A 12,826-nucleotide genomic window follows, 5' to 3' on the forward strand; every position below is an offset into this window, starting at 1 on the left:
GCTTCGGCACGGGATCGGCAGGTACCTCAGGGCCAGCCGCGTCGATCGCCACGCCACGTCGCGGATTTTCGACCCGAATCGTCGAGCCACCGTCAGGGCACGATGCCACGGACCTTCAGATCCATGATCGCGTCCCAGTCGAGACCGAGGTTGGTGAGGATCATGTCGCCGTGCTCGTTGAACTCGGGGGCGCGACGGGGAGCCGCGGGTTCCTCGTCGAACTGCACCGGCACGGCGACCAGCTGAAACGGGACACCGGCCGCCGTCTGGCAGGGCTGCATGTAGCCGTTGGCTACGGACTGCGGGTCGTTGGCCGCTTCGAGGGTGTGCTGTACGACGGTCCACTGCCCGTTGAAGTCTTTGAGTGCTTCCCGCCATTCGTCGACCGTGCGCTCGGCGAACACGTCACGGAGGATGGCGGTGGCCTGCGCGCTGTTTGTCATCAGCGACTCGTGGTCGGCGAAGCGGGGGTCGGCGGCGAGGTCCGGCCGGCGGATGCTGGCGCAGAACGGCGGCCAGTAGTGGCCGGCTTGCAGGCAGTTGAGGGCCAGCCACCGGCCGTCCTTGGTGCGGTAGTAGCAGACCAGCGGGTTGCGCCTCGGGGCGTCAACCGGAGGCGGCGTCCAGCCCTCGTCGAGCACGACCGACAGCCCGATGGTCTGGCCCATCGCCCACATGGCCGACGACAGCAGCGAGGCGTCCACCACCGTGGCCTCACCTGTGCGCTCGCGGTGGAACAAGGCCATTGCCACACCGCCGGCGATGGTCATGGCGCCGATCGAGTCGCCGAAGCCCGGTCCAGGTGGGCTGACCACATGGCCGTACTCCGGTTGCGTGACGCCCATGGCCACGCCGGCCCGGGCCCAGAACGCGAGGTTGTCGTAGGAACCCTTGTTGGCGTCAGGGCCACGCTCGCCCTGGCCGGTGCCGCGTACATAGATGATGTTCGGGTTGTGGGCCCGGAGGTCCTCGACGTCGATCCTGAGCTTTGCGCGCACCGCGGGAAGCTTGTTGGTGAGGAAGATGTCCGCGGTGGCCGCCAGCTTGTAGAGGATGCCGACACCCTCGGGGGTGGCGAGGTCGAGGGCGAGGCTCTTCTTCCCCCGATTGGAGTGCTCCAGCAGCACGTGCACGTCGGATGGCACGAACGCCGTCCCGGTCGAGGCCAGCCCGCGCATGGCGTCGCCGCGCTCGACATGCTCGATCTTGATGACCTCGGCACCCAGGTCCGAGAGCAGCGCGGAGGCCGCCGGCACGAAGGTCTGCTCGGCGACCTCCAGGATGCGGACCCCCTGCATAACTTCTGTCATGGTCTCCTCCTGGTCCCTTCCTGGTCGACCTACACGCGCCTGGGCCTCCTCGACGTTGCGCGGAAGCAACTGGCCCTGGGCGAACCGAGGTATGCGGCGATGCGCAGGACGAGCATGTCCATCATCATGACATCCAGAACCATAACCAGGATGTGATATCTATGGTGGAACTTAGTACAGTCTTTGGCGTAGAGTCCCGGTAGGTCGGCGAGGCGAGTGATCGCGACTGGAGACTCTGACCCCGATGCGACAGTTGCCGATCTTGCCGACCGTCGGCGGGGCACGAGGGGCCGCCGACGACGATGACGTGCCCACCGGGTCGCTGAGCCGTAGGGAAGCGTTCGAGGCAGACATTGACGTCTGCGTAGAACGCTGTCAGGGCGTTTACTCACCAAGCTGATCAAAGCTGGTGCTGTCGAAACGCCGCCGTCACGAGCCGCTCGAACCCCGCGGCGAGTCGACTGCAGACCGCTGACGGGCGGCGCGCCTAACCGCGAGATGGGGAAAATATGCAACGCATGGGGATCTCACATGACGGGTTGACTCGCCGACAGGCGCGGCCGCGTTCGGCAGGCGCTCGATTAGCCGGCTTACCCGTATCACTGGTCGCGGCCGCCGTAGCCGCGGCCCTGCTGCTCGTTGCCGGATGCGGGAGCAACGGCGGCAGCGGCGGGAAGCCGTTGGCCAGCGGTTCCGGGAGCGGCGCCACGGTGCTCGGGCCGGTAGCCGCGGCGAAGGGCGCTCCAGTCCGGATCGGGATGATCTCGGACGGGAAGACTCCGGTCAGCGACGTCTCCATCCAGGGCCGCGTGGCCGACGCCACCGTCAAGTGGCTCAACGAACATCGCTCCGGCATCGGTGGCCGGCCCATCGAGCTGGTGAAGTGTGACGACCTGGCCGACCCGGGCAAGGGAGCCGACTGCGCGAACCGCATGATCGAGGAGAATGTCGCCGCTGTCGTCGTCGGTGAGACCTCGGTGCCGGACAGCGTGTGGCAGCCCTTGCACGCCGCGCACCTGCCGGTGATGCTTTACGGCTCCGGCGATGCGGCGTTGTTGACCGACAAGGAGTCGACATTCGTCCTAGGCGACGCGATCTTTCCTATCCTCGGCATGCCGCTCCAGATCGCGCGGGACAAGGGCGTGAAGAAGGTGACGCCGATCGTCATCGACGTTCCGGCCGCGTTGGGCGTTTGGAACCTCGCGCCGCCGCTGTTCGAACAGGCTGGTGTCGCCTTGGACCTGGTCACCATTCCACCCGGCACGGCCGACATGACGCCACAGATGCAGCGGATCGCCTCCGGTGGGCCCACGGTCGTCTTCATCGTGGGGACCGACGCGTTCTGCATCACTGCGTTGAATGGCCTGCGGGCCGTCGGGTTCACCGGCCAGGTCAGCGGCTTCTCGACATGCATCAGCGACGCGACCCGCAAGGCGGTGCCGGGCGAGGCCCTGAAGGGGATGATCGTGTCGGCCACGGCGCCCGTCGGGACAGACAACCCGTCGACCCGCCTCTACAACGCCGTCGCGACGACCTACGGCAAGAACATCGACACCGGCGATCCCAATGGGATGGCCATGTTCTCGACGGTCGCCGGCTTCCAGACGGCCCTTGAAGGAATCTCGGGGGACATCACCCCGGCCACCATCACGGCCACCATCAAGGCCATGCCGGAGAAGGATCTGCCCGGTGCCGGCGGGATAGGGTTCCGGTGCAACGGCAAGGCCAACCCGCAGCTACCGGCGGTCTGCTCCCGCGGCGCGCTGGCCGCGACGCTGGACGCCAAGGGCCATCCCATCAGCTACCGGGCGCTCGGCAGCGAGCCGATCCCGAACTGAGCCGACCACCGGTTCAGCCGCGCAGGCTCCGACCGCGGTTCAGTCGTCATGGTGATCGCGGCGCGGCGGCGGCGATGCCGTCCGCGCCGCATCAGCAGCGCGAGGACCAACGCGAGCGCGCCCGCGCGACGGCGCCCGCGCCCTCCTGGGCCTCGCATGCTTTGCGTCCGAGTTCCGGGTGGGTGTTAGCTGCTCCGGACGGCAAGCGCGGCGGATTCTGCGTTCGTTTCTCTCCGGCGTTGCCGACGACCCGCGGGTACAGGTGCCGAGGGTTCGCCGTACGCAGGCCTACCTCGTCACTGTTCGGTAGCAGCCACGGGTGGGTCACTCGGCGCGAGGCGAGGAGCCAAGCTGATCGTCGAGGACATGTTGCTTCGGCCACCGCGGGGCTGACCTGCGTCAATGCAAGGAGAGACGATGGGCTTCTACGACGACCAGGTGCTGCCCCGGTTCACCAACGTCGCCCTCGGTAAGCCGATGGAACCTACCCGGGCGCGGGTTGCCGAGGGACTGTCTGGTGAGGTCCTGGAGATTGGGTTCGGGTCCGGGCGTAACCTGCCACACCTCTCCCCGGCGGTCACACGGCTGCTCGCCGTGGAGCCTGCTGCCGTCGGCCGCAGACTGGCAGCCTCGCGCATCGCCGCCACCCCGATCCTGGTCGAGTTCGTCGGCCAGGACGGTCAGCAACTGGCCCTCCCGGATGCGTCGGTCGACCATGTACTGGTCACGTGGACGCTATGCACCATCCCGGAGGTCGAGCGGGCTCTGGACGAGACACGCCGCGTGTTGCGGCCTGGTGGCACGCTGCGCTTCGTCGAGCACGGCCGTTCCACCAACGCCCGCGTCGCCCAGTGGCAGGACCGCCTTACGCCCATCTGGGGCAAGCTGTTCGGCGGCTGTCACCTCAACCGCCCCGTCGACAAGCTGATCGAGAACGCCGGGCTCACGCTCGACACCGTCCGGACCTATCGGATGGGCAGGCCTGAAATGTTCGCCTTCGCCTATGAGGGCTCCGCGTCGAAACAGGACTGACCGGTCTACGAGCGGACGCACACGGGAATAGTTCCGCTGAGGGCCGGCGCGAGGCCTCAGCTATTCTGTGGCTGAGGCGGAGGTGGGAGTCGGGCCCGCTTAAAAGGCTCCGGGGCGGACGGCGCGCATGACGTCGTCGAGAATCTTGTCGAGAGACGCCTGGCCGTTCGTCGCCCTCCAAGCCCGGTTCGCCGCTTCCAGACATGCCAGTGCAGCGCCGATGACCGCTGTGGCACGGGCGTCGGTATCGCTGTCCGCGGGGGCGGGGGCGAGGCGGGGGGTAATGTGCGGGATGAGCTGGTCGTGCCACCGACACTGCTTTTCCAGGTTGCCGGCCAGCAGCACGGGATTGCTCTCGAGCATATGTCGGAGCGCGAGGGCGTGCTGTGGGTCGCGCGCGTGGTAGGCCAACAGCACGTCGTCAAAGGCACGGCGCAGGGCGGTCCATTCGTCTTCGTCCGCGGGCCGCCGCGCCAAGGCGTCGGCGAGTGTCTGGCCGATGGCCTGGAGGTGGCCGAGTACGATGTCCTCTTTGCAGGTGAAGTAGCGGAAAAAGCTACTGCGGGACATGCCGGCGGCGGCTACGATCTCGTCGATCGTTGTGGCGTCGTAGCCCTTGTCGGCGAACAAGTCCATCGCGACGGTCAGCAACTCGGCCCGTACGGCGCGCCGAGTGCGTTCACGGATTCCGAGCCCCCCAGACGTCTCAGCCATCACAGCTTTACTATACCCAGCGCCACGAAGGCATCGTGAGATCGAGTATGGTACTGAGTGCCATGTCGGGTGTGGCGTCCGACACACCCGGAGCGACAAGCGGTCCGTGACCGAGGCCGAGGGCATCCATGCGGCCCTGCTCCGCGCGGAGCCCAAGAGCTATGAGGGCTCGATTACTACTCGTATCGCGCCGGCCGAGCGGTCGGCCGCGACCTGGAAAGCATGCGCTGACTCTTCGATCGGGAAGCGGTGGGTGATGACCGTCTTCGCGATCTCGGGATCCGCGGCGAGCATTGCCGCGACCTCCTCCATCTCGCGGACCCCGTCGTGACGGCAGTAGGTCAGGGAGGGGATGATCCTCGCCTCCCGGTTGAACAGGGTCATCCAGTTCAGCTGAACGGGGCCCAGGTGAACGCCGGGAACCACGACCGCGCCGCCGGGTGCCACAAGCTCAGCGCATCGGGCCAGGCTCTCGTCGCTGCCCGCCGCCTCCACCACCACGTCATAGAGCCCGTCGGTCGCGGTGCTCGCACCCAGACGCTCGGCCGCCTCATTCTGGTGGGGGTGGCGCCCCTCGATGGCGACTTCCTCGCTGCCTTGGTGCCTGGCCCCGGCGATCGCGAGCAGCCCGATGGCGCCCGCACCGACTACCGCAACCCGCTTACCTGGACCGGTACCGGCCAGGCGAAGCGCATGCCACGAAACCGACGCCGGCTCGACCAGGCAGGCGTCGCGTACGTCCAGACCTGGCGGCAGAGGAACCAGCCGCCCCGACGGAGCCCGGAACTGCTCGGCCATCCCGCCGTCGATGAAGACCCCCAGGGCGCGTTCGGAATTCGTCGGGCACAGGTTGTAGTCCCCCCGCCGGCATAACTCGCACACATCACATCCATAGGTCGCCTCGACCACGACCGGTGTGCCATCCTGGCGGACTCCGGCGAGCTCATGCCCCAGAATCCGCCTACTGCCGAAACTGATATAGACCAGGTCGGAGGCGCAGATGCTCATCGCCTTCATGTCGAGAAGCTCGCCCGCCCCAGGCGGCTCGTCGACATCAACTACCAGGACCCCACCCTCAACGCCGCGAACCGCCTTCATAATCTCCTACTTTCCGTCGACGTTCCCTGGCCGCGTGCCGATATTCGCTTGTCTCCCACCACCGCCATACCCCACCCTCCGGGTACCCTCAGGAATAGTCGCTCAGCGACCCGGTGAGCGAGGTGGCCGCGGAGGCGCTCGCTGCCGTCCTCCGGTCGTACTTGACGAGCTTGGGCTCGTCAGGATGGGGAAGGGCCCGAGTCAGGAGCAGCACGGGGAAGGTGCGGTAGTACCCGTTCGGTGAAGAGGGTCAGGCACTTCCAGCCCTCCTCGATTGGCATGCCCCCACACAGCGCATGGACGCAGTACACCGCGTCGGGACCGCGCGCAAGCGCCTGCTCTGGTGTGAGGATTTGGTGGATGCCTTCGGCACGTAGTTGCTCCACGGTGGTTGCGGCAGAGCGAAGGGCAGACCGCACATCGGTGGTCTGCCAGGCCGAATAGGTGGTGGCCTCATGCAGGAAGTGGTGCCCAAGCGTCGCCCACGCCTTGTCCGGATCCTCGTGGATGAACATCATCGGGGTGTTCGGCGGCGGCATCAGGCACATACCCTTCACGCCGAGCTCTCGGCACTGCTCGTAGTAGTACGCCTCCAACTCGGGCAGGTGACCAGCCGGCGAGAACGGTAACCCGAACCGAGCGGCCCGCCGAGCGGAGACCTTGGCGCTGCCGCCGATCATCACAAGAGGATGCGGCTGGGTCAGCGGCTTCGGTGAGACCTGCACCGTTGAGCCGTGGTGATCGAACGGCTCGCCCGTCCACGCTTTCAGCAGGGTGGCCACACACTCGTCCATCAGGGCGCCGCGGCGGTCCCAGTCCTTGCCGTGGGCGGCGTATTCGGAGGGGCGGTAGCCCACGCCCAGCACCACGCTTAGACGACCACCCGAGGCGAGATCCAACACCGCGATGTCCTCGGCCACTCGGATGGGGTCATGCAGTGGAAGCAGGAATGCCGCGATGGACACCGGAAGCCGGCGGCACCGCCCGAAGATCAGGCCAGCGAGCACCAAGGGTGACGGGCTCCAGCCGTTGTGTACCCCGTGGTGCTCCTCGAGGTTCACCAGATCGAACCCGCGCTCCTCGATGTGAGCGCACATCTCGACCGCGGCCTGGTATCGCGCCGACATCGCTCTCGGTTCCAACCCCGGCTGGGTCAGGGTCAGGCGTAAGGCTTTCATGGCAACTCCCGAAAAGTTCGGCTGGGCGCTGGCATGCGGCGCAGCGCGGAGCCGCGCCGGACGGTGAGGCCACAGCAGAGCGTCGCTTATTCGTCTCGAAGTCTGGCGAAAGACCCGTGGAAAGTCAACGCCCGGTCCTGATATCGTCCGAAGAATGGAAACCAAGTTGGCCGGTCGTACGGTCGTGGTCACGGGTGGTAACGCCAACATCGGTAAAGGCATCGCCTTGGCCTTCGCTGCCGAAGGTGCCAACGTCGCTATCGTCGGTCGCGACGAGGATCAGGGCCGACGGGTATGTAGGCAGCTAACGGAGCGGGGAGCGAAGGAGGCGTTCTGGCGGGCGGCTGACGTGACCGACCGGGAACAGGTCGATGGCATGGTGGCCGCTGTGCTGGACCGGTTCGGTTCGATCGATGTGCTTGTGAACAACGTCGGGGGCAACGTCGACATGGACGATTTCGTCGACTCGGACCCGGGGACCTGGGACCAGGACATCGCTCTGAACATAACCAGCACCCTGAACTGCACCCACGCTGTTCTTCCAGGCATGATCAGCCGGTCCTACGGAAGGATCATCAACATCGGGTCGACGTCCGGACTGATCGGAGACACCAAGCTCGCCGTCTACTCGGCGATGAAGGGCGCTGTGCACGCCTTCACGCGGGTGCTCGCCAAGGAGGTCGGCAAGAAGGGCATTACCGTGAACGCCATCGCGCCCTACGGGACCGTGCCCGAAGACCCTGACGACGTGAGCTCCGGGAGCCGGTTCCATCCCAACGGGCTGATCATGCGGTTGATGGAGACGCGCCGGGAGGAAATGTTCTCGATCGGGCGGCGCACCGTGCTGGAGCGCCAGACGGCAATGCCCTCTGAGATTGGCGCGGCGGCTGTCTACCTGGCATCGGACGCAGCCGCCTTCGTCACCGGTCAGGTCCTTGCCGTGGACGGCGGAACGCAGCTGGCCTGAGCCTTCGGCGAACCCCGCGCTCGCCCGGCAAACTGCCGCGGATCCGTCGAGGGGCGCGCCTCTCCATCAACGCAGGCATTCCCTTGAACGTCTCGGACGAGTGCTGGCGCTCCCAGAGCACAGTTTGGTGGTCGATGAGCCCGTAGCAGGTCGCGGGGAACGACCAGTTGATAACGCCCGGTCGTTGCGCTTCGGCCGTGTCTGGCCGTCGTTTCATAGAGAAGTGGCCTTCTGTCCCGAGTGGTGAAAGTCGCCCGACCGAAACCCCCCCGAACAGAAGGCCACCAGTTCCTAATTGTGCCACAGCACCGTGCCGCCGAGAACGGGTGGAGGCTCGGAGCAACACAAAATATCCGGTCTGCTCGGAAATATCCGGTCTGCTGGGCATGTTGCGGCAGGTGAGCGATCCGCAAAGGACGGCGGCGTAATTACTGTAGTGTCGGGGGCGCCCGGAAGCAGCTCCGCTGCTCGAAAGATGGTCAGGTCGCGGGCGGGGCAGATCCCCATTGAGTCAACGTCGCTTGTCGGACGATGAGATGGTCGCCATTGGCTGAGGGATCAGCGCCATGGCGCGGTACCGCTCGCGGCAGCGCCGGGCGCGGGGGCGTGGCCATTGTCCACCGGTCGTAGGATCACGATCGGTCATCCGCCGCTGATCGGTGGCAGCACGGCGATCTCATCGCCGGCCCGGCAGGGAATGCCGTCGACGTCGCCGTGGAGCATCTCTCCGTTGATCCACACCCGGGAAGCGGCCAGCACGCGGGCGAACTCGCCGCCGAAGCGCAGGCGTGCCTCGTCCAGCACCTCGCCGAGGGTGCTGCCGGGAATCATGTCGGCGGCCCGGCCCGCGGCCTCCCGCGCGGACGCGAACAGCAGGATGGTGGGCATGCGGGCAATCCTTTCGTTTCGTCAACCCCCGATGTAGGACATCTCCACGCGGCCGCCGCGGGAGGATGCCTGGCGCCCGCGCAGTTCCGAGTAGCGGTCCTCCCGGACAGTCCACAGGCCTCGGATCGCTGACAGCAGTTCCTCGTCGCCCGCTCCGGTTCGCAGCAACGCCCGTAGGTCGGTGCCTGTGGACGCGAACAGGCAGGTGTGGATCTTCCCATCGGCGGACAGCCGGGCTCGGGTGCATCCCTCGCAGAAGGGGCGCGTGACTGAGGCGATGACACCGATCTCGCCGGCGCCGTCTCGAAATCGGTAGCGGGTGGCCACCTCCCCGGGGTGGTCGGGTGGGAGCGGTTCGAGCGGATGACGGCGATCGATCAGGCTCACGATCTCGGCGGCGGGCACCACCTCGTCCAGCTTCCACTCGTTCGTGGCCCCGACATCCATGAACTCGATGAACCGCAGGATGTGGCCGCTTCCGCGGAAAAACTCAACCATCGGCAACATGGACTGGTCGTTGACCCCTCGTTTCACGACCATGTTCACCTTGATCGGAGCGAGGCCGGCGCGCGCGGCGGCGTCGATCCCGTCCAGGACCAGGCGCACCGGAACCGCGGTGTCGGTGAGAGCGCCGAACACCTCGTCGTCGAGCGCGTCGAGGCTCACCGTCACCCGCCGCAGCCCGGCGGCGGCGAGGAGCGCCGCCTTGCTTGGCAACAGCACGCCGTTGGTCGTCATCGTGAGGTCGACCCCGGGAATCGCGGCGAGCAGCCGGACAAGGTCCTCGACACCGCGGCGCAGCAGCGGCTCGCCGCCGGTGAGCCGCAGCTTGCGCACTCCCAGTGAGACGAACAACCGCGCCAGGCGCGTGATCTCCTCGAACGTCAGCAGGTCGGCCCGCTCGAGATAGCGGTGCTCATGGCCGAAGTGCTCGCGTGGCATGCAGTACCTGCAGCGGAAGTTGCACCGGTCGGTGACGGATATACGCAGGTCACGGAGTGGACGGCCGCGGCGATCGAGGGTCAGCGGGATCACCGGACCGACCTTTCCGGCTCCCCGACGGGGTGCCAGCGACGCGCCGCGGTGGCGACGTCCTCGATCGGGTTTCCGTCTGAGACCCACCCGCTCGTGCCATCGGTCCCGCTTTCGCGCTTCCATACCGGCACGCATTCCTTGACAAGGTCGATGCAGAAGCGACCCGCGGTGAACGCTTCTTCGCGGTGGGGCGCGGAGACCACGACCAGAACGCTCGCCTCCCCCAGCGGCACCCGTCCGATCCGGTGCAACAGTGCCACCCGTCCCAGGCTTGGCCACCGATCACGCGCGCCGGCGGCGATCTGACTGAGCCGCGCCTCGACATGGCGGTCGAAGGCCTCGTAGTCAATCTCGACAACGCCGACGCGGTCGTTGCTGTGGTCCCGGACCGTGCCGGTGAACGTCACGACCGCGCCGCACGCTGGAGTGACAGCCCACTCGATCATCTCGGATATCGGGATGCGGTCACGGGTCAGCCCGACCAGGTTGTCGTCAACCAGGTACGTCGGGCTGGAGGGCTGACCACTCATGACGGACCCACTATCTGTTCCCTCGGCCCGGCGGACCGGTAACGGAGCTCATCGCGGTTCCTTCCACGTGACGCGCCTTGCTGAAGGCGGCCGCTGTGGTGCTAGATTGCTGGTTCTATCTCGATTGCTGGTTCTATCTCGATGGGCACGCCGGAGTACAGCGCCATGCCGCCGAGCGGGTCTATGTCATCGGTGCTGGTCAGGTTGTTGACATTCGCGTGCAGATGCCCGTGGGGAATGGAGCCGACACCCTTGCGCATGGTGGGATCAACTTTCGCGGTGATGATGATCTCGCCGCTCTTGTTGTGGACGCGTACCCGCTGGCCGTCGGTGATCCCGTGGGCCGCCGCGGTGTCGGGATGCAGGATGATCTCCGCCGGCTCGCCCAGGAAGCTGAGCTGCGCGTTGAGCTTCTTGGCCTGGCGCCGCGAGCTGTAGACCAGCTGCTTCGGCTTGCCGAGCGCGGCCTCGTCGGCGGCGCGCATCTCGTTCCATTGTCCAAGTATTTCCTTGGGGGCGAGCCTCCATCCGCCGATCCGCTCGAAGTGCCTGTCCACCCATGGGGCTGGGAACTCCAGGGGAGCTTCGACGTAGCGCTTCTCCTTGAGCTCTTCGAAGCTGCAGCGCGCATACTTCATCAGCTGCGCGAGCATGAAGTCGTCGGCGCCCGGCTCGCGGTCGTCGTCAGGGACATGGTCGGGAACCGGCAAGCCTGCCCGCTTCATGAACTGCGAAAGCACCCACCAGGCCGAGCGTCGCTCGCCGATCGGCTCGACCAGTGGCGGGCTGTACTGCAGCGACACATTCCAGGCGAGCGTGTCCCACCGGGTGAATTCCGCCCGCTCGAGGACACTCTTGGTCGGCAGGATGTGCGTGGAAAGTGGTGTGAGTTCGTTCTCGACGATCTCGGTGTTCACGTGAAGGTCGAGTTTCAGCAGTGCGGCTCTGAGTGCATTGGCGTCCGGGAAGGAACGCAGCATGCTGCCGCCGAAGTTGAAGAACGCGCGGATGTTGCCGGCCTCGATTTCGAGCGGCAGCACGGCACACGGCCAGTCGCCGACGATACCCTTCACGTCGGGCCGGACATTTGACCCGGGCGTGAAGGCGTTTTCCATCACCGGCAGGTCGAAATTCTCGAGCGGCGTGAGGAAGCTGGGATGAAACCAGGTGCCGCCCTTCTGGTTCATCGCGCCAGTTAGGATCATGATGAGCCAGGCGAACCACTGCGTCAGGTTGCAGCCCGACGACATGGTGATGCCCGTGCCGGTCTCCACCACCGCGCGGCCTTTCCGGCGAATGGCGGCGAGCAGGTCCGCAAGCTCCTGTTCGGTGACACCGGCTATTTCCGCGGCCTTGGCCCGGTCATAGCCTTCAAGCGCCGCCCGCAACTCCTCCAGGCCGTTGACCGGCTGCTTGGGGTCGAACGGGCCGCCGTCAATAATCTCGCGGGTCAGCCAGGCGAGGATTGCGTAGTCCTTACCCGGATAGGACGCGATGTGGCGGGTGGACAACTTCGCCGTCCGGGTTAAGACCGGGTCGATCGTCCAGACCTCGCCGCGTCTGGCAACGGACTTGATCCAGCGGCCGGGGTTGAACATGCCCGTATTGTGCGCGTGGCTGACCATTGGATTCGTGCCGACGTAGACAAGCATCTCGACGTTGTCGTAGTCGGTCTTGGGGTTGAGGCCCATGAAGGCCCCCATCGCGCCCGCCATCATGACCTTGGAGGTGCCGTCGTTGGTCAGCGGCGAGAACTTGGGTGGCGTGCCCAGCGCGTTGTAGAACGCCTCTTCCATGGAGTAGCCCGACGAATCCAGGCCAAGACCGCTGCCGAAATACATGCCGACCGCGTTGGGACCATAGGTATCGATCACGGTTCGGAGCTTCGCGGCAATATCGTCGAGGGCCTCGTCCCAGCTGACCGCGACAAGCTCGCCGTCCTTGCGCATCATCGGACGCGTGATCGCGGGCTCAAGGTGGTGCACCTGACCTGTTGCGCGGCCCTTCGGACAGCTATAGCCCTTGGTAAGCGGATGCTCGCTGTCCGCGCGAACCTTTACGACCTGGTTACCATCAACCTCGACGACAAGTCCACACATGACCATGCACACCTTGCAGTAGGTGCGCTTGGATTCGACAGCCTGACTGACCACGAGATCCTCCTCCACGATAACCGCGTCGTCTTCATCCTCGTACGGGATCACGCACAGCACCGACCCGGAGATCCCCTCCTGGG

At 66.2% G+C, this 12,826-nt stretch carries 11 protein-coding genes; 3 read left to right on the forward strand and 8 right to left on the reverse strand.

What is annotated here, in order from left to right:
• Positions 1-92: 92 nt before the first annotated feature.
• Positions 93-1,310: a CaiB/BaiF CoA transferase family protein gene (locus BCD48_RS40295; protein WP_071053667.1), complete on the reverse strand. Its 1,218-nt coding sequence runs from the start codon at positions 1,308-1,310 to the stop codon at positions 93-95.
• A gap of 710 nt (positions 1,311-2,020) precedes the next feature.
• On the opposite strand from BCD48_RS40295, the gene BCD48_RS40300 reads away from it, so the two are divergent.
• Both BCD48_RS40300 and BCD48_RS40305 read left to right on the forward strand, forming a co-directional pair.
• Positions 2,021-3,148: an ABC transporter substrate-binding protein gene (locus BCD48_RS40300; RefSeq protein ID WP_349308081.1), complete on the forward strand. Its 1,128-nt coding sequence runs from the start codon at positions 2,021-2,023 to the stop codon at positions 3,146-3,148.
• A 417-nt stretch (positions 3,149-3,565) separates the two neighbouring features.
• Complete coding sequence (locus tag BCD48_RS40305) at positions 3,566-4,180, forward strand: class I SAM-dependent methyltransferase (protein ID WP_071053669.1); 615 nt, start codon at positions 3,566-3,568, stop codon at positions 4,178-4,180.
• Between the two features lie 99 nt (positions 4,181-4,279).
• Here the strand turns inward: BCD48_RS40305 and BCD48_RS40310 are convergent, their stop codons facing one another.
• The 3 genes from BCD48_RS40310 to BCD48_RS40320 all read right to left on the reverse strand — a co-directional run bounded on the left by BCD48_RS40310 (position 4,280) and on the right by BCD48_RS40320 (position 7,170).
• Positions 4,280-4,831: a TetR/AcrR family transcriptional regulator gene (locus BCD48_RS40310; protein ID WP_241842359.1), complete on the reverse strand. Its 552-nt coding sequence runs from the start codon at positions 4,829-4,831 to the stop codon at positions 4,280-4,282.
• Between the two features lie 222 nt (positions 4,832-5,053).
• Positions 5,054-5,992 (reverse strand): zinc-dependent alcohol dehydrogenase, encoded by a 939-nt coding sequence (locus BCD48_RS40315; protein WP_071053670.1) that lies wholly within the window; start codon positions 5,990-5,992, stop codon positions 5,054-5,056.
• A 179-nt stretch (positions 5,993-6,171) separates the two neighbouring features.
• Positions 6,172-7,170, reverse strand: coding sequence for an LLM class flavin-dependent oxidoreductase (locus BCD48_RS40320; protein WP_071053671.1), 999 nt, complete (start codon positions 7,168-7,170; stop codon positions 6,172-6,174).
• A gap of 154 nt (positions 7,171-7,324) precedes the next feature.
• Between BCD48_RS40320 and BCD48_RS40325 the strand changes: the two genes are divergently transcribed.
• The gene (locus tag BCD48_RS40325) at positions 7,325-8,137 is read left to right on the forward strand and encodes an SDR family NAD(P)-dependent oxidoreductase (protein ID WP_071053672.1); all 813 of its coding nucleotides are present in this window, start codon (positions 7,325-7,327) and stop codon (positions 8,135-8,137) included.
• 642 nt (positions 8,138-8,779) lie between these two features.
• Here the strand turns inward: BCD48_RS40325 and BCD48_RS40330 are convergent.
• The 4 genes from BCD48_RS40330 to BCD48_RS40345 form a co-directional block, all read right to left on the reverse strand.
• A complete protein-coding gene (locus BCD48_RS40330) occupies positions 8,780-9,025 on the reverse strand; it encodes a MoaD/ThiS family protein (RefSeq protein ID WP_071053673.1) in 246 nt (81 codons plus the stop codon).
• 21 nt (positions 9,026-9,046) lie between these two features.
• Positions 9,047-10,060 carry a GTP 3',8-cyclase MoaA gene (gene moaA, locus BCD48_RS40335; RefSeq protein ID WP_198543591.1) on the reverse strand — a complete coding sequence of 338 codons (1,014 nt, stop codon included), beginning with the start codon at positions 10,058-10,060 and terminating at the stop codon, positions 9,047-9,049.
• Positions 10,057-10,590, reverse strand: a complete 534-nt coding sequence (locus BCD48_RS40340; RefSeq protein WP_071053674.1) for a molybdenum cofactor biosynthesis protein MoaE — start codon at positions 10,588-10,590, stop codon at positions 10,057-10,059. Before BCD48_RS40340 ends, moaA begins: the two co-directional genes overlap by 4 nt.
• 101 nt (positions 10,591-10,691) lie before the next feature.
• The gene (locus BCD48_RS40345) at positions 10,692-12,794 is read right to left on the reverse strand and encodes a molybdopterin-containing oxidoreductase family protein (RefSeq protein ID WP_241842360.1); all 2,103 of its coding nucleotides are present in this window, start codon (positions 12,792-12,794) and stop codon (positions 10,692-10,694) included.
• Between the last annotated feature and the right edge of the window lie 32 nt (positions 12,795-12,826).

Origin of the sequence: Pseudofrankia coriaricola (assembly GCF_001854805.1) — a bacterium.
Classification (GTDB): Bacteria; Actinomycetota; Actinomycetes; order Frankiales; family Frankiaceae; genus Pseudofrankia.